At 70.9% G+C, this 18,179-nt stretch carries 22 protein-coding genes and 1 pseudogene; 18 read left to right on the top strand and 5 right to left on the bottom strand.

The window, feature by feature from the left end; translation table 11 throughout:
• Position 1 precedes the first annotated feature (1 nt).
• Positions 2 to 1,744 carry a stealth family protein gene (locus ACQ0O7_RS21620; protein WP_430783941.1) on the bottom strand — a complete coding sequence of 581 codons (1,743 nt, stop codon included), beginning with the start codon at positions 1,742 to 1,744 and terminating at the stop codon, positions 2 to 4.
• Positions 1,745 to 1,967: 223 nt separating this feature from the next.
• Between ACQ0O7_RS21620 and ACQ0O7_RS21615 the strand changes: the two genes are divergently transcribed.
• The 5 genes from ACQ0O7_RS21615 to ACQ0O7_RS21595 all read left to right on the top strand — a co-directional run bounded on the left by ACQ0O7_RS21615 (position 1,968) and on the right by ACQ0O7_RS21595 (position 5,912).
• A complete protein-coding gene (locus tag ACQ0O7_RS21615) occupies positions 1,968 to 2,186 on the top strand; it encodes a hypothetical protein (RefSeq protein WP_430783940.1) in 219 nt (72 codons plus the stop codon).
• Between the two features lie 63 nt (positions 2,187 to 2,249).
• Positions 2,250 to 3,806, top strand: a complete 1,557-nt coding sequence (gene ffh / locus ACQ0O7_RS21610) for a signal recognition particle protein (RefSeq protein ID WP_430783939.1) — start codon at positions 2,250 to 2,252, stop codon at positions 3,804 to 3,806.
• A gap of 56 nt (positions 3,807 to 3,862) precedes the next feature.
• A complete protein-coding gene (locus tag ACQ0O7_RS21605; RefSeq protein WP_430783938.1) occupies positions 3,863 to 4,393 on the top strand; it encodes a hypothetical protein in 531 nt (176 codons plus the stop codon).
• Positions 4,394 to 4,667: 274 nt separating this feature from the next.
• Positions 4,668 to 4,808 (top strand): hypothetical protein, encoded by a 141-nt coding sequence (locus ACQ0O7_RS21600; protein WP_430783937.1) that lies wholly within the window; start codon positions 4,668 to 4,670, stop codon positions 4,806 to 4,808.
• Positions 4,809 to 4,835: 27 nt separating this feature from the next.
• Positions 4,836 to 5,912: an amidohydrolase family protein gene (locus tag ACQ0O7_RS21595; protein WP_430783936.1), complete on the top strand. Its 1,077-nt coding sequence runs from the start codon at positions 4,836 to 4,838 to the stop codon at positions 5,910 to 5,912.
• 3 nt (positions 5,913 to 5,915) lie between these two features.
• Here ACQ0O7_RS21595 and ACQ0O7_RS21590 read toward each other — a convergent pair whose 3' ends face one another.
• Complete coding sequence (locus ACQ0O7_RS21590) at positions 5,916 to 7,292, bottom strand: PQQ-binding-like beta-propeller repeat protein (protein WP_430783935.1); 1,377 nt, start codon at positions 7,290 to 7,292, stop codon at positions 5,916 to 5,918.
• Positions 7,282 to 7,776 (bottom strand): sigma-70 family RNA polymerase sigma factor, encoded by a 495-nt coding sequence (locus ACQ0O7_RS21585; RefSeq protein ID WP_430783934.1) that lies wholly within the window; start codon positions 7,774 to 7,776, stop codon positions 7,282 to 7,284. Before ACQ0O7_RS21585 ends, ACQ0O7_RS21590 begins: the two co-directional genes overlap by 11 nt.
• An 84-nt stretch (positions 7,777 to 7,860) precedes the next feature.
• Between ACQ0O7_RS21585 and proS the strand changes: the two genes are divergently transcribed.
• The 13 genes from proS (at position 7,861) to ACQ0O7_RS21520 (ending at position 16,449) form a co-directional block, all read left to right on the top strand.
• On the top strand, positions 7,861 to 9,267 hold the full coding sequence (gene proS, locus ACQ0O7_RS21580) for a proline--tRNA ligase (RefSeq protein WP_430783933.1): 1,407 nt from the start codon (positions 7,861 to 7,863) through the stop codon (positions 9,265 to 9,267).
• 3 nt (positions 9,268 to 9,270) lie between these two features.
• Positions 9,271 to 9,924 carry a DUF402 domain-containing protein gene (locus ACQ0O7_RS21575; RefSeq protein WP_430783932.1) on the top strand — a complete coding sequence of 218 codons (654 nt, stop codon included), beginning with the start codon at positions 9,271 to 9,273 and terminating at the stop codon, positions 9,922 to 9,924.
• 173 nt (positions 9,925 to 10,097) lie between these two features.
• Positions 10,098 to 10,520, top strand: a complete 423-nt coding sequence (gene rpsP, locus ACQ0O7_RS21570; protein ID WP_430783931.1) for a 30S ribosomal protein S16 — start codon at positions 10,098 to 10,100, stop codon at positions 10,518 to 10,520.
• Entirely contained in the window at positions 10,498 to 10,755 is a 258-nt protein-coding gene (locus ACQ0O7_RS21565; protein ID WP_014447131.1) for an RNA-binding protein, read from the top strand. Before rpsP ends, ACQ0O7_RS21565 begins: the two co-directional genes overlap by 23 nt.
• 6 nt (positions 10,756 to 10,761) lie before the next feature.
• Complete coding sequence (gene rimM, locus ACQ0O7_RS21560; RefSeq protein ID WP_430784022.1) at positions 10,762 to 11,328, top strand: ribosome maturation factor RimM; 567 nt, start codon at positions 10,762 to 10,764, stop codon at positions 11,326 to 11,328.
• Entirely contained in the window at positions 11,325 to 12,089 is a 765-nt protein-coding gene (trmD, locus tag ACQ0O7_RS21555) for a tRNA (guanosine(37)-N1)-methyltransferase TrmD (protein WP_430783930.1), read from the top strand. Before rimM ends, trmD begins: the two co-directional genes overlap by 4 nt.
• 123 nt (positions 12,090 to 12,212) lie before the next feature.
• Positions 12,213 to 12,569 carry a 50S ribosomal protein L19 gene (gene rplS, locus ACQ0O7_RS21550; protein ID WP_430783929.1) on the top strand — a complete coding sequence of 119 codons (357 nt, stop codon included), beginning with the start codon at positions 12,213 to 12,215 and terminating at the stop codon, positions 12,567 to 12,569.
• A 124-nt stretch (positions 12,570 to 12,693) separates the two neighbouring features.
• Positions 12,694 to 13,584, top strand: a complete 891-nt coding sequence (lepB, locus tag ACQ0O7_RS21545; protein WP_430783928.1) for a signal peptidase I — start codon at positions 12,694 to 12,696, stop codon at positions 13,582 to 13,584.
• A complete protein-coding gene (gene lepB, locus ACQ0O7_RS21540; RefSeq protein WP_430783927.1) occupies positions 13,581 to 14,240 on the top strand; it encodes a signal peptidase I in 660 nt (219 codons plus the stop codon). The genes lepB (ACQ0O7_RS21545) and lepB (ACQ0O7_RS21540) overlap by 4 nt, the downstream gene beginning before the upstream one ends.
• 24 nt (positions 14,241 to 14,264) lie before the next feature.
• On the top strand, positions 14,265 to 14,735 hold the full coding sequence (locus ACQ0O7_RS21535; protein ID WP_430783926.1) for an NUDIX hydrolase: 471 nt from the start codon (positions 14,265 to 14,267) through the stop codon (positions 14,733 to 14,735).
• A gap of 1 nt (position 14,736) precedes the next feature.
• A complete protein-coding gene (locus tag ACQ0O7_RS21530; protein ID WP_430783924.1) occupies positions 14,737 to 15,576 on the top strand; it encodes a ribonuclease HII in 840 nt (279 codons plus the stop codon).
• Positions 15,573 to 15,896: a DUF2469 domain-containing protein gene (locus tag ACQ0O7_RS21525; protein ID WP_020517955.1), complete on the top strand. Its 324-nt coding sequence runs from the start codon at positions 15,573 to 15,575 to the stop codon at positions 15,894 to 15,896. The genes ACQ0O7_RS21530 and ACQ0O7_RS21525 overlap by 4 nt, the downstream gene beginning before the upstream one ends.
• A gap of 76 nt (positions 15,897 to 15,972) precedes the next feature.
• Positions 15,973 to 16,449 carry a M23 family metallopeptidase gene (locus ACQ0O7_RS21520; protein WP_430783923.1) on the top strand — a complete coding sequence of 159 codons (477 nt, stop codon included), beginning with the start codon at positions 15,973 to 15,975 and terminating at the stop codon, positions 16,447 to 16,449.
• Here ACQ0O7_RS21520 and ACQ0O7_RS21515 read toward each other — a convergent pair.
• Entirely contained in the window at positions 16,440 to 17,627 is a 1,188-nt protein-coding gene (locus ACQ0O7_RS21515) for an aminotransferase class V-fold PLP-dependent enzyme (RefSeq protein WP_430783922.1), read from the bottom strand. The two genes, ACQ0O7_RS21520 and ACQ0O7_RS21515, sit on opposite strands and share 10 nt — an antisense overlap.
• A gap of 18 nt (positions 17,628 to 17,645) precedes the next feature.
• A pseudogene (locus ACQ0O7_RS21510) lies at positions 17,646 to 18,143 on the bottom strand (tyrosine-type recombinase/integrase); the annotation flags it as partial.
• Positions 18,144 to 18,179: the final 36 nt, after the last annotated feature.

The raw sequence follows: 18,179 nt of genomic DNA, 5'->3' as shown, positions 1-18,179 counted from the left end.
GTCAGGCGACGGGGGCGGGCGGGACCGGCCGGTCGTCCCGGTCGGGGCTCGGCTGCCGGGGCGCCGCGGGGGTTCGCAGGGTGCGGTGCTGGAGTTCGAACGGGGAGGTGAACGGCAGGTAGGCCGGCAGGAATTCGGCGACCAGTTCCTCCTGGTCGGCGACGGCGGCGCTGTGCATGTCCACGTCGTTGAGGCAGAACGCGTCCACGTTGCGGCCGCGCAGCAGCCGGGCCAGCTGGAACGGGGTGGCCGGCTGGGCCAGGTCGGTGTAGAGGTAGCGGATCTTGCCGGGGGCGGCCTTGCCGGTCAGGTACGCGTAGTACTGCTGCAGCGACGACAGCAGCGAGATGTCGTCGGGGTGCCGGAACTGGTGCCCGGCGGTGGCGGTGACCTGCTCGGCGAACCGTTCCTCGATCTCGGCGATGACGCTGCGCCGGGACGGGTGCGGGGTGTGCATCATCTTGCGGGTCAGCATCCGGCCGAAGGTCTCCTGGATCAGCCGCCTGTTGTTCTTGGCGGCCGAGTCGGCGGGCCGGTCGGCGGGCCCGCGTGGCGCGGTGTCGACCCGGGCCGCGGAGGCGAAGAACTTGGTCAGCCCGCCGGGGGTGAAGAACAGGTTCGGGGTGACCGGCCGGCCCAGGATCACGTCGTCGTTGAGGTAGAGGAAGTGTTCGGCCAGCCCGGGGATCCGGTGCAGCCGCGACTCGATGGCCTGGGAGTTGAAGGTCGGCAGGGTCCCGGTGGCCCCGAAGATCTCGCGATGCGACACCACGGTCAGCCGCGGGTGGGTACGGTCCAGCCAGTCCGGCACCTGATCATCGGTGACCAGGAACACCCGGCGTACCCACGGGGCGAAGCAGTGCAGCGCGCGCAGCGAGTAGCGCAGTTCGTCGCGGCTGGTGTAGCGGGAGTCGTTGGCGGCCTGGACGCTGACGTCGCCGACCCAGGTGTTCTCGGCCAGCGCCCGGGCCTTGCGCCGCTGCCATTCCGGGTCGGATCCGTCCACCCAGGTGTAGACCACGTCGACCGGGAACTCGATCCGGTCCGGGTCGACGGCGGTGAAGATCCGGCGGGTGCGGTACGTGGTCGTGTCGTCCGGCGCGCTGAACGCCCCGAACACCGGCTCGGTGGCGGTGGTGACCGGTTCGTCCACGCCGATCGTGTCGGCCACCGGGTTGCGGCGCGGAGCGATCAACCGATCGTTCTGTACGCGCCAGAACTCCACTTCGCAGGCCAGGTCATGGCCGAGCACCAGACTGCCGCCGGGATCGGTGACCGGCCAGCACACCCCGACCACTTCCGGCGTACGGCGGCGGGGGCCGGGCCGGACCACCCGCAGCGAGCCGTCCCCGGCCGGGATCAGGCGGCGCAGCAGATCCAGCACGGCCGGCCGGTCGGTGGCGCGGACCGCGACGGCGGTGCGGGCCGGGTTGTTCGCCGGCACCCGGAACCAGTCGACGCCGGCCTCGTCCAGCGCCCGGATCACCCGCTCCAGGTTGTGCCGGCGCACGTCGGCGGGGGCGGCCGCCGGGTCGATCCGGGCGGTCAGCGTGCCGGCCGCGGTGCGGACCCGGATCCGGCCGTCGACGGCGCGGGCCCGGGCCGGGCCGAGCGGCATCAGGGTGCGGGCGACCCGCAGTCGCCGTTCCGGATCGACCCGGGGCAGGACTCGCGCCTCGACGGTCTCGAAGATCCGCCGGCGGACCGACCACGGGGTCAGCCGCAGGACCTGTCGCAGGGCCACGCCGTCGTCCTTTCGCCGCACATTCGCCGAGGGTTCCAACGTCACGATCGAAACCAAAGTTGCGGTCTATATCCCCTTTAATTGGGTTATACGACTTTAGGGGCGCTCACGCACCGAATCGCCGGACTGCCACCCCTAGGGGAACGCCTAGGGGTCTCGGCCGATGCGGTTGTTGCGCGGGCCGGGCATGGTGGAGAGAGGTGACTACGGCGGGAGGCCGGCGATGGGCAAGGCAATCGCGTTCCTGGTGGCGGTGGTGGCCGTGGGCTGGGTGGCCAGCTCACTGCTCGGGCCGCTGATCTACTACCTGATCGTGGGCGCGCTCGTGGTCGGCGGCGGCGCCTACCTCTACTCGAAGGTCAAGCGCGGCATCGCGCCGGGCACCCGCACCCAGCGGCGGATCGAGGCGGCCACTCGCACCTACCGCATGCGCAACCGGTGAGCCCGCGGCGGGACCGCTAGGCTTGGGCGACGCCATCCTTTTCGACCAACGGGAAGTCGCACCGTGTTTGACACTTTGAGTGACCGCCTCTCCGGGATCTTCGGCAAGCTCCGCGGCAAGGGCAAGCTCACTGATGCCGACATCGACGCCACCGCACGCGAGATCCGTCTCGCGCTGCTCGAGGCCGACGTCGCGCTACCGGTGGTCAAGGCGTTCATCGCCAGCCTGAAAGAACGTGCCCGCGGCGCCGAGGTCTCCCAGGCCCTCAACCCGGCCCAGCAGATCGTCAAGATCGTCAACGAGGAGCTCATCCAGATCCTCGGCGGCGAGGGGCGGCGGCTCCAGTTCGCCAAGCAGCCGCCCACCGTGATCATGCTGGCCGGTCTCCAGGGTTCGGGTAAGACGACGCTGGCCGGCAAGCTGTCCCGCTGGCTCAAGGGCCAGGGCCACCAGCCGCTGCTGGTCGCCTGTGACCTTCAGCGCCCCAACGCGGTCAACCAGCTCCAGGTGCTCGCCCAGCGGGCCGGCGTGGACGTCTACGCCCCGCAGCCCGGCAACGGCGTCGGCGACCCGGTGCAGGTGGCCCGCGACTCGATCGAGCACGCCAAGCGGACGGCGAAGGACATCGTCATCGTCGACACCGCCGGCCGTCTCGGCATCGACGCCGAGATGATGCAGCAGGCCGCCGACATCCGCGCCGCGGTCGACCCGGACGAGGTCATCTTCGTCATCGACGCGATGGTCGGCCAGGACGCGGTGCGCACCGCCGAGGCCTTCCGCGACGGCGTCGGCATCACCGGTGTGGTCCTGTCCAAGCTCGACGGCGACGCCCGCGGTGGTGCCGCGCTCTCCGTCCGGCACGTCACCGGCCAGCCCATCCTGTTCGCCTCCACCGGTGAGAAGCTGGAGGACTTCGACGTCTTCCACCCGGACCGGATGGCCGGCCGGATCCTGGACATGGGCGACCTCCTGACCCTCATCGAGCAGGCCGAGCAGGCCTTCGACGAGGACCAGAAGGAGAAGATGACCAGCAAACTGCTCGGTGGCGAGCAGTTCACGCTGGAGGACTTCCTGGACCAGCTGATCGCGGTCCGGCGGATGGGCCCGATCGCCAACATCCTCGGCATGATGCCCGGCATGGGCCAGCTCAAGGGCCAGCTCGACGACCTGGACGACAGCCACTTCGACCGGGTCACCGCGATCATCCGCTCGATGACGCCCGCCGAGCGCACCAACCCGAAGATCATCAACGGCTCGCGCCGGCTCCGCATCGCCAACGGTTCCGGCGTCACCGTGATGGACGTGAACCAGCTGCTCAACCGCTTCACCGACGCGCAGAAGATGATGAAGCAGATGACCGGCATGATGGGCCTGCCCGGCGGTCGCCGCAGTGCCACCAAGAGCCAGAAGAACAAGCGCAAGGGCACCAAGGGCGGCAACCGGCCCCGCGTCGGCGGCCGTCCCGGCGGGATGCCGGGCGGATTCCCCGGCGGCATGCCCCAGCTCCCGCCCGGCCTGGACCCGAACGCGCTGGCCGGTGGCGGTGGCCTGCCGCCCGGCTTCAAGCTGCCGAAACTCGACTTCAACAAGCTGAGCAAGCCGAAGGACGAGGATCGCTGATCGATTTCACCCGCTGGAGTGAGGGCACGGAGCAGTAGGCCCGCGACTATTGCTCCATGACTTTCGAGGTGCCCGCCCAGGGCCGCTGGACCGTCGACGACATGGCGATCTTCCCGGAGAAGTTCCGCTACGAGCTCGTCGACGGTGTGATCGATTTCCAGGACCGCGCCCCGCTCACCTGGCTGGCCGGTGTCGCGGTGATGGGTGCGCTCAAGGACGGCTGCCCGCCCGGGCTCCGGGTGGTGCCGTGGGCGCCGATCCTGCCCGCCCCGCCGACCATCGCGGTGCTCGGCGGCGACGGCGCGGTGCTGGTGGTGGACGTGGTGCAGGCCGACTGGTCGTTCATCGACCTGCACGCCCGGACCCGCCTGTTCGCCGCGCTCCGCGTCCCGCAGTACTGGGCGGTCGAGCCGATGGGCTGGCGCGAGCTCGTGCTGACCGTCTTCGGCGGCCCCGACGACGACGGCTATGTCGTCGAGTCGAGCACCCGCGACGTCTTCCGCACCGACGACCCCTACCCGGTGACCGTCGACCTGCCGTCGATGGCCAGGCGCTGGCCGGTGGTGTCGGAATTCCATCGGTGGTGATGAAAGCGCGGTCAGGGCGCGCGTACAGGTGATACGGAGCAGGCTGACTCGCACCTACTGGATATGGAGCAAACGAACTGAGTGGCGATCCGTATCGAAGGGGCGAGCGTCAGCCCGGTTCTGGCGTTCGACGTCCTCCTGGCCGTCGAGGTCATCTCACCGTCGTCGGTCTCCACCGATCGCGAGGACAAGAAGAAGATCTGCGCGGACAGCCCGGATCCCCCGCTACCGGATCATCGATCCGCTCGCGGAGCGGGTCACACTGACCGAGTTCGTGCTCGGGCCGGACGGGCGTTACCAGCGGACGCTCCGCACTGAGGAGCGGGTGGCCCTGGACAGCCCCTGGGAGATCACCCTGGACGTGCCGGCCCGGACGCAACGGCGCGACCGCATCCAGCGGGCCCGGCGCGCCTGATCCGCGATCGTCCGGTAGGACTTGTGTATGGCGCTTCATGTGCGTGGGACGGTTCTGCCGGACGGCGAGGTCCGGGATCTGTGGCTGGTCGGGGACCGGGTCACCTTCGAGCCGGTGAGCGGGGCCGAGACGATCAGCGACGGTGGGTTCGTGCTGCCGGGGCTGGTGGACGCGCACTGTCACCTGGGGATCGCGTTCGGGGCGAAACCGATCACCGGTCTCGATCAGGCCCGTGAGCTGGCCCATCAGGATCGGGACGCGGGTGTGCTGGCGATCCGGGACGCCGGCTCGCCATACCCGTACCCGGAGCTGGATGACGAACCGGGAGTGCCCCGCCTGGCCCGCGCCGGTCGTCACGTCGCCGCGCCGCGGCGCTACCTGCGGGACATCGGCGTCGAGGTGGCCGCGGACGAGGTGGCCGCCGCGGTGACCGCGCAGGCGAAGGCGGGCACCGGCTGGGTGAAGCTGGTCGGCGACTGGATCGACCGGGGTGTCGGCGATCTGGCGCCGAGTTGGGACGCCGGCACGATGGCCGCCGCGGTGGAGGCGGCGCACGCGGCGGGCGCCCGGGCGGCGGTGCACACCTTCTCCGAGGAGGGTGTGGAGATCATGGTGCGGGCCGGGGTGGATTCGGTGGAGCACGGCACCGGGCTCACCGTGGACCTGGTCGACGAGATGGCCCGCCGGGGGACCGCCCTGGTGCCCACGATGATCAATATTCGGACGTTCGGGGCGATCGCCGACAGCGCGCGGGGCAAGTTCGACGGCTATGCCGATCACATGATCGCTCTGCGGGACCGCTTCCCGGCGGTGGTGCTGGCCGCGTACGAGGCGGGTGTCCCGATCTTCGTGGGCACCGACGCGGGCGGCGGCATCCGGCACGGGCTGGCCGCCGAGGAGATGCTCTACCTGCACGAGGCCGGGATCCCGGCGGTCGACGTGCTGGCCGCCGCCTCGTGGCGGGCCCGGGAGTGGCTGGGTTTCCCGGGCCTGGTGGAGGGCGGCCTGGCGGACCTCGTGGTGTACGACACCGATCCCCGGGTGGATCTGCGGGTGGTGCGGGCGCCCCGCCGGATCGTGCTGCGGGGCGCCGTGATCAGCTGATCGTCACCGGACGAAACGCCAGAGTCGCATCTCCGCGCCGGCCGGGCAGGCCAGGACGTCCGCGGTCCACGCGCAGTCGCCGCTGGTGCCGGACGTCTCGGGCAGGTCGGTCCGGCGGCCGTCGATCGCCGAGACCACCGCGTAGCCGGTTCCGTTCCGGAGCAGCACGTCACGATCGTCGAGCCAGGCGCCCCGGCCCGGGCCGTGAAAGACGATCAGGCCGTCCGGGCCGGTGATCGTCGTGGTGCCGTCGCTGCCACTCAGGAGCCGTCCGCCGGACAGCGCCGCGTTCGGGGCCTGGATCACGGTTCGCTGGCCGTCGTCGGTCACGCAGAACCGGTCCGTCCCGCACCGCTGGAACCGTTCCAGCCCCGGCCCCTCGGCCAGTCCCGGATAGCGGTCCAGCGCGGTGGTGTCGACGTGGGACAGACCGGTGACCCAGATGTCCTTCCCGGTGCGGGTGAACAGCCGATCACGTTCGATGTACGCGTCCTGGGCCTCGGCCGCCGTCCGGCCCCCGCCCGACCAGGTCTCCCCGGTGCGCATGCCCCGCACGATCAGCCGGCCGCTCTCGGTGATCTCGTAGAACCGGTCGCCGGCCCGGGTGATCGGAATCAGCGGGTTGTCGACGGTCCCGTCCGGGCCGAGGGCGAACAGCACCGTGTCGACGGTGTCGCCGGGCATCCGCCGGGGGCGCAGATCGCTGTCCGCCGGGATCCGCCACAGCCGTCCACCGCCGTCGGCCAGGTCGTATCCGGAGACCGAGCCGTCCGGGAACCGCATCACCAGTTGCTCGTCACCGGCGACGATCTGTGTTCCGGGGCCCCAGCCGAACTGGAGCAGGGTCTTCCCGGTGGCCGGATCCACGGCCACCGCGTCCACCGCGTCCCGGTCGGCCGGGCTGGAGCTGGGGGTGGCTACCAGCAGCGGGCCGCCGGGCACCGCGACCACACCACCCTTGTCGCTGTAGTCGCCGTACGGCCCGCCGGCCCAGAGGGTGGCGCCGGTCCCGGCGTCCAGCGCGACCACCCGGTTCTCCCCGGACGGGATCTCCAGCACCGAGAAGATCCGGCCGTCCGCGGCGGTGGTCTGGTGCCAGACGTTCTGGTCGCTGCCGAACACGACGGGCCCGGTCACCGGGCTCATCCCGCGGATCCGCCCGTCCGGGGCGGTGGGCAGCACCGGCCGCGGATCCGGCTGGAACCGGGCCACCACCCCGATCCCGGCGATCAGGGCCAGCACCGCCCCGGCCGCGGCCAGTGCGGCCTGCCGCCGGCCGCGCTGCCGGCCCCGGCGGATCACCTGCTCGGGGGGACCCAGCGGCAGCGTGTCGGCCTGCCGGCCCAGTGCGGTGAACAGTTCGTCGAGGTCAGCGGGCACGGCGGGCTCCCTCCGGGGCGCGGGTCTCGGCGAGGGCGGCGGCGAGTGCCGTCCGGCCCCGGGAGAGCCAGGACTTGACGGTGTTCGGGGTGCTGCCGGTCTCCTCGGCAATCTCGGTGATGGACCGGTCCAGCAGGTAGTGCAGGGCGAGCGCGCGCCGGTGCCGGTCGGGCAGCGCCCGCATGGCGCGGACGAGCAGGACCACGTCCTCGGACGGCGGCTCCACCGGCGGGGCGGGCGGCTCGGCGGCGGCGCGGGCCCGGCGGATCCCGATCCGGCGCCACCGGTCGGTGGACAGCCGGTTCACCACCAGCCGCAGCCAGGCTTCCGGGTCGTCGTACCCGGCCAACCGCCGTCGTCGCTGCCAGGCCCGGGCGTACGCCTCCTGCACCAGGTCCTGGGCTTCGGCCGCGTCCCCGGTGAGCCCGTATGCGTATCGCAGCAGCCGCCGGGACGTGTCCCGGTAGAAGCCATCGAAGTCCATTCGTCACTCCCGTTCGTCTCCGTTGAGGGACACGGGATGCCCACCCGGCTGGTTGCGGAGGTGGCGCGACTACGATGCTTCCTCATGGCTCGCGTGCTCACTCCCCGTGCGGAGGACTTCCCCCGCTGGTACCAGGACCTCATCGCCAAGGCGCAGCTCGCCGACAACGGCCCGGTGCGCGGCACGATGGTGATCCGGCCGGTCGGCTGGGCCATCTGGGAGCGCATGCAGGCCGACATGGACCTGCGCATCAAGGAGTTGGGCGTGCAGAACGCCTACTTCCCGATGTTCATCCCGGAGAGCTACCTGCGCCGTGAGGCCGACCACGTGGAGGGCTTCTCCCCGGAGCTGGCCGTGGTCACCCACGCCGGCGGCAAGCAGCTCGCCGAGCCGCTGGTGGTCCGCCCCACCAGTGAGACCGTGATCGGCGAGTTCATGGCCAAGTGGGTCGACTCGTACCGTGATCTGCCCCTGCTCCTCAACCAGTGGGCCAACGTGGTCCGCTGGGAGCTGCGCCCGCGGACCTTCCTGCGGACCACCGAGTTCCTCTGGCAGGAGGGGCACACCGCGCACGCCACCGAGGCCGACGCCCGGGAGCACGCGCGCGACGTCCACAAGAACGTCTACGAGCAGTTCATGACCGAGCTGCTGGCGATCCCGGTGGTGCCGGGCCGCAAGACCCGTGGTGAGCGGTTCGCCGGCGCCACCAACACGATGACCGTCGAGGCCATGATGGGCGACGGCAAGGCGCTGCAGATGGGCACCTCGCACGAGCTGGGGCAGAACTTCGCGAAGGCGTTCGACATCACCTACTCGTCGGCGGAGCGCACCGTCGAGCACGCCTGGACCACCTCGTGGGGCACCTCGACCCGGATGGTCGGCGGCCTGATCATGGTGCACGGCGACGACAACGGCCTGCGGCTGCCGCCACGGCTGGCGCCGATCCAGGTCCAGATCATGGTGGTCAAGGCCGGCGAGGGCGTCACCGAGGCCGCGACCCGGCTTCGCGACGACCTCAAATCCGCTGGTGTACGGGTGAAGCTCGACGATCGTGCGGACATCCCCTTCGGGCGGCGAGCCGTCGACGCCGAGCTGCAGGGCATCCCGATCCGGGTCGAGGTGGGCCCGCGGGACCTGGCCAACGGCAACGCCGTGGTGGCCCGCCGGATCGACGGCTCGAAGTCACCGATCGCGCTGGCCGAGGTGACGAACGCGGTGGTCGCCGCGCTCAAGGCCGACCAGCAGCGGCTGTACGACGACGCGCTGGCCTTCCGCGAGGAGCGCACCGTCGACGTGAAGACGCTCGGCGAGGCGATCGAGGCGGCGCAGACCGGCTGGGCCCGGGTGCCGTGGTCGGCTGTCGGCGAGGCCGGTGAGAAGGAGGCGAACGGCAAGGCGGTGACGGTCCGCTGCCTGACCCGGCCGGACGGTTCGATGCCGGAGTCGGACGAGGAGACGGACCTGATCGCGTACGTCGGTCGCTCGTACTGAATCGTGGGTTTTGATCCGGGTCGTCTGATCCTGCACCGCGACACGCATCACGGCGGGATCGGCTTCGTGCACCCCGGCCGGGTGATCTCGGACGACGAGCGCGGGCTGCTCATCTGGGTGGCCCGCGGCTCGGTGGTCGCGGTGGAGCGGTCGCTGGACGGCCGTGGGCCGCGGGACTTCCCGTTCGCCGACTGGATGGCGCAGGCCCGCGAACCCCGGACCGCGCGGTGGAACGGTCCGGGGGTGCTGCGGTTCTTCCCGCCGGGGGAGAACCACTCGGTCTGGTTCTTCCGGGACGACGAGGGCGCCTTCACCGAGTACTACGTGAACCTGGAGGAGTCGGCGGTCCGCTGGGACGACGGCGGTGCCGCCGGGATCGACGTGATCGACCAGGATCTGGACATCGTGGCCCGCGCCGACGGCACCTGGCGGTGGAAGGACGAGGACGAGTTCGCCGAGCGGCTGGCCCGCCCGGACCTCTACTGGGTGCCGGACGAGGCGGCGGTGTGGGCCGAGGGCCGCCGGGTGATCAAGCGGATCGAGGCGAGGGCGTTCCCGTTCGACGGCACCTGGTGTGATTTCCGCCCGGACCCGTCCTGGGAGACCCCCACTGAGCTGCCGAAGGGCTGGGATCGCCCGGTGGTGGCCCGAACCTGAGGCCGGTTGGGTGCGATGCCGGATCGTCTGGCAGAATGGCTTGTTGGTATCCGGCTAGCGACAGGCGCCCTCTAACCCCTGATCGTGACGCCAATCCACGAGGCTTCGGTCCCGCAATCCCCACGTGGGTTCCGGTCGGCTTCACCCACGTATTCACCAGGAGCGAAAACACCGTGGCCGTTAAGATCCGGCTCCTGCGGATGGGCAAGATCCGCAACCCGCAGTACCGCATCGTCATCGCCGACTCGCGCACCAAGCGTGACGGTCGCGCCATCGAGTACGTCGGCATCTACCAGCCGAAGGAACACCCCTCGGTCATCCAGGTGAAGTCCGAGCGTGTGCAGTACTGGCTGTCGGTCGGCGCGCAGCCGAGCGAGGCCGTGCAGCGCATCCTCGAGAAGACCGGTGACTGGCAGCAGTTCAAGGGCCTCCCCGCCCCGCCGCCGCTCCTGGTCAAGGAGCCGAAGGTCAAGCCCGAGGTCACCGAGGAGGAGGCCAAGCCGGCCGCCACCCCGAAGAAGGCCAAGAGCGACGCCAAGGCGGAGACCACCGAGACCGCTGAGGACCCGGCCGGTGCCGGCGCCGACGCGAGCTGACGGGGCGCTCCGGCCCGCGCTGGAGCACCTCGTCAAGGGCATTGTGGACAACCCGGACGACGTCCGGGTTCGTCTGGTCGACTCGCGCCGTGGTAAGCGGCTCGAGGTCCGCGTGCACCCCGAGGACCTGGGAACGGTCATCGGGCGCGGCGGGCGGACGGCCAAGGCCCTGCGTCAGGTGATCGGCTCGATCGGCGGGCGTGGCATCCGGGTCGACATCGTCGACGCGTACTGAACGATGCTGCTCGTCGTCGGCCAGATCGGTAAACCGCACGGCATCCGGGGCGAGGTCTCGGTGGTCGTGCGGACCGACGAGCCCGAGGAACGCTTCACCGCCGGTTCGGTGTTCATCACGGAGGTCCCCAGGGACCGCCGGGTGAGTGCCGGCCCGGCGGCCGCGCCCGCTCCCGGTGCTCGCTTCGAAATCCCGCAACAGCTCACCCTCGAATCGATCCGCTGGCACCAGGGCCGCGGCATCGCCGTCTTCGAGGGCATCCACGACCGCAACGTCGCCGAGGCGTTGAAGGGCGTGTTCCTCCAGGTGGACAGCTCCGAGCTGACCCCGCCGGAGGATCCCGAGGAGTTCCACGACCACCAGCTCACCGGGCTGAAGGTGGTGTCCGCGGACGGCACCGAGCACGGCACCGTGCAGCGGATCGAGCACGCGCCGGCCTCGGACCTGATCGTGCTCGCCAAGACCGGTGGTGGCACGGCTCTGATCCCGTTCGTCACCGCGATCGTCCCGACCGTGGACCTGGGCGCCGGCCGGATCGTCGTCGACCTCCCGGAAGGCCTGCTCGACCTGTGAGGGTTGACATCGTCTCGATCTTCCCGGACTACTTCGCGCCGCTCGATCTCTCGCTGATCGGCAAGGCGCGGGCCGCCGGGACCCTCGAACTGGCCGTGCACGACCTGCGCACCTGGACGTCCGACGTGCACCGGACGGTGGACGACTCGCCGTACGGCGGCGGGCCGGGCATGGTGATGCGCCCGGAACCCTGGGGACAGGCCCTGGACGCCGTGGTGTCGGACGGGGCCACCCTGGTCGTACCGTCGCCGGTCGGGAAGCCCTTCACCCAGGCCGACGCCCACCAGCTCGCCGGCCTGGACCACCTGGTCTTCGCCTGCGGCCGGTACGAGGGCATCGACCAGCGGGTGCTGGACGAGGCCGCGGACCGGATGCCGGTGCGTGAGGTATCCCTCGGCGACTACGTGCTGTTCGGTGGTGAGGTCGCGGTCATCGTGATCCTGGAGGCGGTCACCCGGCTGCTGCCCGGGGTGCTCGGCAACGCCGACTCGCTGACCGAGGAGTCGCACGCGGCCGGCCTGCTGGAGGCCCCGGTCTACACCAAGCCGCAGGAGTGGCGGGGCCGTGAGGTGCCGGACGTGCTGCGTTCCGGGGACCACGGCCGGATCGCCCGCTGGCGCCGGGAGCAGAGTCTGCTGCGCACCGCCGACCGCCGGCCCGACATGTACGCCTGCTACCCACCGGAGAATCTCGACAAGAGGGACCGGAAGGCCATCGCCGAGGCCGGATTACAGCTCCCCGCTCCGCGTGTGGCAGAGTAGTGGGGTTGCCGTGTTCGCTCACACCGTGAGCTGGCCACGAGGATCCTCTGAGGTGGTGGAGGATCAGCATTGCCCACGTGCGCGCCGACTCCCGGTGCGCCTATCGAGTACGAGGATGCAGCGATGAACACGCTGGACGCTATCGACGCCCAGTCGGTGCGCACCGACCTCCCCAACTTCCGGGCCGGTGACACCGTCAAGGTGCACGCCCGCGTCGTCGAGGGTAACCGGTCCCGTGTCCAGGTCTTCCAGGGCGTCGTGATCGCCCGTCAGGGCAGCGGCCTGCGGGAGACCTTCAAGGTTCGCAAGATCAGCTTCGGTGTCGGCGTCGAGCGGACCTACCCGCTGAACAGCCCGGCCATCGACAAGGTCGAGGTCGTCACCCGCGGTGACGTCCGTCGCGCCAAGCTCTACTACCTGCGCGAGCTGCGCGGTAAGAAGGCGAAGATCAAGGAGCTGCGGGAGAAGCAGACCGTCTGATCTCCGCGGTGCGGGTGCACTGTTGGTGAACCATTCCAGTCCTACCGCCCGTAACTTCCCGTAGCCGGGAAGCTCGGGCGGTAGTGCTGTATCCGGGGACGGTTCGGCCGGTAGGCGGCGGGAGATGCGAAGCGTGGATCCGATGGAAGGCTATCGGCCGGCACGGCGGCGGCGTGGCGTGGTGCGGAAGGAGATGCCTCTCTGGCAGGAACTTCCTCTGCTGCTGATCGTGGCGTTCTGCCTGGCCGTGTTGATCCGGACCTTCCTGGTCCAGGCCTTCTTCATCCCCTCCGGGTCGATGGAGAACACCCTGCAGATCAACGACCGGGTGCTGGTCAACAAGGTCGTCTACGACATGCGTGATCCGCTGCGCGGCGAGGTCGTGGTGTTCCGCGGCACCGACGACTGGGCGCCCGAGGTGACCGAGCCGGTCAGCGACGCGTTCATCGCCAAGCTCGGCCGGACCATCGGTGACCTGGTCGGGGTCAGCCGCCCCGGCGAGCGCGACTTCATCAAACGGGTGATCGCCCTTCCGGGCGACAAGGTCGCGTGTTGTGACGCGCAGGGTCGGATAACCGTCAACGGGGTCGGCATCGACGAGGAGTACATCACCGACGGCTTCAACTCGGATCTGAGCCAGCCGCCGATCCCCGGGCAGTGCACCAGCCGCCGGTTCGCCGAGGTGACCCTGCCACCCGGGCAGATGTTCGTGCTGGGCGATCACCGCTCGGTCTCGCAGGACGCCCGCTGCCAGGGGCCGGTCCCGATCGAGAACATCATCGGCCGGGCCTTCGTGATCGTCTGGCCCAGTGACCGTTTCACCGGCCTGGACGTCCCGGACGTGTGGAAACAGTTCGACGAGCAGTTCCCGTCGGCCGCCGCGGCCCGTCCGGTCGAGGTCCGGGAACCCGAGCCGATCGTCGCGGCGAATATGTTCCCCCTCCTACTCGGTGTGGTTTTATCCGCGCGTTCCGGCATGTCGTTCGCGACTCGACGACGTAGGCTCCGAGCGTGATTGACGAGCACACCGAAAAGCGCAAGGGATCTTTCTGGCGCGAACTCCCCATCCTCCTGGGGGTGGCGATCCTCGTCGCCGTCCTGGTTCGCGCCTTCGTCCTGCAGACCTTCTACATCCCGTCACCCTCGATGCAGCACACGCTCGAGCTGTGGGACCGGGTGCTGGTCAACAAGCTCGTCTACAACTTCCGGGAGCCGCGGCGGGGCGAGATCATCGTCTTCAAGGCGCCCACCGCGTGGCAGTCCGGCGCCGACGGCGAGGACTTCATCAAGCGCGTCATCGGCCAGCCCGGCGACAACATCGTGTGCTGCGACGCCGAGCGCCGTCTCATGATCAACGGTCAGTCGCTGGACGAGCCGTACGTCTACGTCGAGTCCGACGGCACCCGCAACCAGGTCGCCGACCAGGACTTCGACATCACCGTGCCGAACGACCGGCTCTGGGTGATGGGCGACCACCGGGAGGCGTCCGGCGACTCGCTCGAGCACTACCAGCAGAGCGCCGCCACCGACGAGGCCGGCAAGATCCTGGAGGCGACGATCCCGGTCGACTCGGTGGTCGGCCGGGCGTTCACGATCTTCTGGCCGGCCGGCCGGGCGACGCTGCTGTCGGTTCCCGAGGAGTTCGACGCCATCCCCGACGCGGCGAAGTGACATTCGCGCAATAGGCTTGGTCGCGTGACCGAGGTGATAGACCGACGCGCCGGCCGGGTCCTGCTGGTCGATCTCTCCGGCCGTGTGCTCCTGCTGCACGGTGGTGACCCGGCGCGCCCGGGGACCGGCTGGTGGTTCACGCCCGGTGGCGGCCTGGACCGGGGCGAGACGACCCTCGACGCCGCCGTCCGGGAGCTGTTCGAGGAGGTCGGGCTGCGAGCCGACCCCGCCGACCTGGGTGAGCCGGTGCGCAGCGAGGTGACCGAGTTCTCCTACGGCGGCCGGGCGTATCGTCAGGAGCAGGACTTCTATCTGTTCCGGGTGCCCGGCTGGCAGGTCGACACGACCGGGATGGACGAGGAGGAACAGCTCACCATCACCGGGCACCGGTGGTGGTCGGCGGCCGAGATCGAGGCGAGTCGCGAGGAGATCTTCCCGCGCGACCTGGCGGCCCTGCTCCGGCCGTTGACCGGCGACGTCACCGAGGGATCCTGACATGCTGGCCCCACCCCGCACCGTGGTCCGCCGCGAGGCCGGGCTGTACGCCCTGGAGCAGGCGCTGCAACGCCGCGGCTTCCGGCACGTGGCCGGCGCCGACGAGGCCGGCCGGGGCGCCTGCGCCGGGCCGCTGGTCGCCGCCGCGGCGATCCTGCCGGAGGGCCGGCGCGGCGAGATCCCCGGCCTGGCCGACTCCAAACTGCTGACCGCCGCCGCCCGCGATCGCGTCTACGACCAGGTGGTGGCGAAAGCGCTGGCCTGGTCCGTGATGATCATCCCGCCGGCCGAGGTCGACGCCCGCGGCCTGCACGTCTGCAACCTCGCCGCGATGCGCCGCGCGCTGGCCTCGCTCGACGTCCCCCCGGACTATGTGCTGACCGACGGCTTCCCGGTCGACGGCCTGGGCGCGCCCGGCCTCGCGGTGTGGAAGGGCGACCGGGTGGCCGCCTGCGTCGCCGCCGCCAGCGTGCTCGCCAAGGTCACCCGGGACCGGCTGATGGTCGAGCTGGACGAGCGGTTCCCCGCCTACGGGTTCGCGGTGCACAAGGGGTATATCACCGAGGAGCACAGCACCGCGCTGACCACCCACGGGCCGTGTGCCGAGCACCGGTTCTCGTACGTCAATGTCGCCGCCGCCTCCGGGCGTGGCAACCGGCCGCCGCGGGCCCGCCGCCCCGCCGCGACACCGGCGCCGTCTCTGTTTGACGATGTATCCGTTACCGAGCCGCTGCTGATTCCCGGGACCGCTGAGGGTACCGTCGGCGTGGCGTCGGGCGAGCAGCCTCAGCCGTCGCCGTCGGTGGGGGAAGATAAGGCCATGGAGGGCGAGACACGATGAGCGCAGAGGATCTCGAGAAGTACGAGACCGAGATGGAGCTGCAGCTCTACCGGGAGTACCGCGACATCGTCCGCCAGTTCTCCTACGTGGTGGAGACCGAGCGCCGTTTCTACCTGGCCAACCAGGTCGACCTGCACGTCCGCAACTCCGACGGCGAGGTGTATTTCGAGGTCGAGATGCACGACGCCTGGGTGTGGGACATGTACCGCCCGGCCCGCTTCGTGAAGAACGTGCGGGTGATGACGTTCAAGGACGTGAACGTCGAGGAGCTGGAGAAGCCGGACATCTCGCTGCCGGACGACGCCGGCTTCGGGTCATAGCCTTCGGGTTGTCCACAGTTCGCGGTTGTCCACAGGGGCGGTCGCGGAGGTGTGGTCCGGCGGGCAGGCTTCCGGCATGCCCGTCCTCGCTGTGCTGCTGTCGCTGCTGTTCCCGGCCCTGACCCCGGCGTCCCCGGCCTACACGTGGCCGGTTCTGCCGCCCTCGGTGACGCGGCCCTTCGACCCGCCGGACCAGCCGTGGCTGCCCGGCCACCGGGGTGCCGACCTCGGGGCCGTGCCCGGTGCGGTGGTGCGGTCCGCCGGCGCCGGAGTCGTCGTCTACGCGCGGCGGCTCGCCGGCCGGGGCGTGGTGAGCGTCGCCCACGCCGGGGCCCTGCGGACCACCTACGAGCCGGTCACCGCCACCGTCACGGCCGGGCAGACGGTCGCCGTGGGCGATCCGATCGGCACCGTCGAGGCCGGGCATCCGGGCTGCCCCGTCGCCGCCTGCCTGCACTGGGGTCTGCGGCGCGCCGAGGCGTACCTGGATCCGCTCGCCCTGCTCGGCCTGGGCCGGGTGCGGCTGCTGCCCCTGGACGGGGCTCAGCGGTGATAGGCGGCGAGCAGGGCCGGGAGCCGTTCGGCCAGATGGTCGTATTCTTCCGGCCGGTTGTAGACCTGGCCGCTCAGCCGCAGCATGCCCCCACCACCCCACGCGCTGACCTGCACCTCGGCGGCAAGCTTGTCGGCGATGTGCAGCCGCAGGTCGTTGGCCTCCGGCGGGGTGGTCGCCAGTCCCGCGGGCAGCGGCACCACCCGCATGGCCACCCCCGGTCCGCCCGGGTGCGGCAGATCCCGGGGCGCCAGGCCCAGCGCCGCACCGACAACCCGTTGGCCGTACGCCGCCAGGGCCTCGTTGTGCGCCCGGACCTCGTCCAGCCCGAGCGTGCGCATCGCGAAGACACCCGCCGGAGCCGCCAGCCACGGGGTGTAGTCGACGGTCCCCTGGAACTCCACCGACAGCGGAAAACCCCGCTCCTGCTCCCAGGAGACGACCAACGGATCGATCCGCCGCCGCCACGGCTCCGCCACGTGCAGCAGGGCCGTGCCGCGGGGTGCCCAGCCCCACTTGTGCAGGTTCCCCACCCAGAAGTCGGCGCCGATCGCGGCCACGTCCACCGGCAGCATCCCGGGCACGTGAGCCGCGTCCACCAGCACCGGGATCCGCTGCTCCCGGGCAGCGGCGACGATCTCCCGGACCGGGAAGAGCGTGGCCGTCGCCGACGCCAGCTGGTCGACGACCAGCAACCTGGTCCGGCCCGGCCGGAGCGCGGCCCGCACCCGGGCGACCGTCTCCGCGGCCGACGCCCCCAACGGAACCGCGACCGTCCGCGCCGACGCCCCGGTCCGGCGGCACTGCCGGCGCACCGCCATCGTCACCGCGCCGTAGGAGTGATCGGTCGACAGCACCTCGTCGGCGCTCCCCAGCGGCACCGACTGGAGCACCAGCGAGACCGCGGCCGTCGTGTTCGGCACCAGGGCGCTGCCGTCCGGGTCGGCGCCGAGAAACCCGGCCAGGTGACGTCGGGTGTGGACGATCCGGTCCATCAGGCCCGAGCCGTAGAAGCGCAGCGGGTTCGCCTCCATCTCGTCCCGGAGCCGCTGCTGGACCCGCTGCACACTGATCGGCAGGGCGCCGAACGAGCCGTGGTTGAGATAGGACACCGCCGGATCCAGCGAGAACAGCAGCCGTGCGCCGGGAATGGGCCGGGGCTGCACCGGGGCGCTCATGCTGTGGATCGTACGATGTCAGGCTCGTGGATGGGCTTGATTGAAGGCGGCCCGCAGCCGTTCGGTCGAGACGTGCGTGTAGATCTGGGTGCTCGACAGCGAACTGTGCCCCAGCAGCTCCTGCACCGCGCGCAGATCGGCGCCGCCGTCCAGCAGATGGGTGGCCGCCGAGTGCCGCAGATCGTGCGGGCTGGTGTGCGGCAGCCCGGCGGCCCGCGCCGCGTCCCCGACGATCCGGCGGACCACTGTGGGTTGCAGCCGGCCACCCTTCGCCCCCAGGAAGAGCGCGTCGCGGCTCGCCCTGGTCAGCAGCTCCGGGCGGGCCAGGCGCAGGTAGTCGTCGAGCGCCCGCCGGGCCGGATGCCCGAACGGGACGGCCCGCTCCTTGGCACCCTTGCCGAAGACCCGGACGACCTGGCGCGCGTGGTCCACGTCGGCGCGGTTCAGGGTGCAGAGTTCACTGACCCGGATGCCGGTGGCGTAGAGCAGTTCCAGGACGGCCCGGTCCCGGATCGCGAGGGCGTCACCCGGGCTCGCGTCTTGGTCCGCGGT

The sequence above is a fragment of the Actinoplanes sp. G11-F43 genome (genome assembly GCF_050589265.1).
GTDB lineage: Bacteria > Actinomycetota > Actinomycetes > Mycobacteriales > Micromonosporaceae > Actinoplanes.
This window is presented reverse-complemented; position numbering and strand designations above follow the sequence as displayed.

What these genes read in the sequence shown, in the direction of transcription:
- ACQ0O7_RS21615 (WP_430783940.1), top strand. Translation starts at nt 1,968, where the DNA reads ATGGGCAAGGCAATCGCGTTCCTGGTGGCGGTGGTGGCCGTGGGCTGG.
- ACQ0O7_RS21605 (WP_430783938.1), top strand. Translation starts at nt 3,863, where the DNA reads ATGACTTTCGAGGTGCCCGCCCAGGGCCGCTGGACCGTCGACGACATG.
- ACQ0O7_RS21595 (WP_430783936.1), top strand. Translation starts at nt 4,836, where the DNA reads ATGGCGCTTCATGTGCGTGGGACGGTTCTGCCGGACGGCGAGGTCCGG.
- ACQ0O7_RS21585 (WP_430783934.1), bottom strand. Translation starts at nt 7,776, where the DNA reads ATGGACTTCGATGGCTTCTACCGGGACACGTCCCGGCGGCTGCTGCGA.
- proS (WP_430783933.1), top strand. Translation starts at nt 7,861, where the DNA reads ATGGCTCGCGTGCTCACTCCCCGTGCGGAGGACTTCCCCCGCTGGTAC.
- rplS (WP_430783929.1), top strand. Translation starts at nt 12,213, where the DNA reads ATGAACACGCTGGACGCTATCGACGCCCAGTCGGTGCGCACCGACCTC.
- lepB (WP_430783928.1), top strand. Translation starts at nt 12,694, where the DNA reads ATGCGAAGCGTGGATCCGATGGAAGGCTATCGGCCGGCACGGCGGCGG.
- ACQ0O7_RS21530 (WP_430783924.1), top strand. Translation starts at nt 14,737, where the DNA reads ATGCTGGCCCCACCCCGCACCGTGGTCCGCCGCGAGGCCGGGCTGTAC.
- ACQ0O7_RS21525 (WP_020517955.1), top strand. Translation starts at nt 15,573, where the DNA reads ATGAGCGCAGAGGATCTCGAGAAGTACGAGACCGAGATGGAGCTGCAG.
- ACQ0O7_RS21520 (WP_430783923.1), top strand. Translation starts at nt 15,973, where the DNA reads ATGCCCGTCCTCGCTGTGCTGCTGTCGCTGCTGTTCCCGGCCCTGACC.
- ACQ0O7_RS21515 (WP_430783922.1), bottom strand. Translation starts at nt 17,627, where the DNA reads ATGAGCGCCCCGGTGCAGCCCCGGCCCATTCCCGGCGCACGGCTGCTG.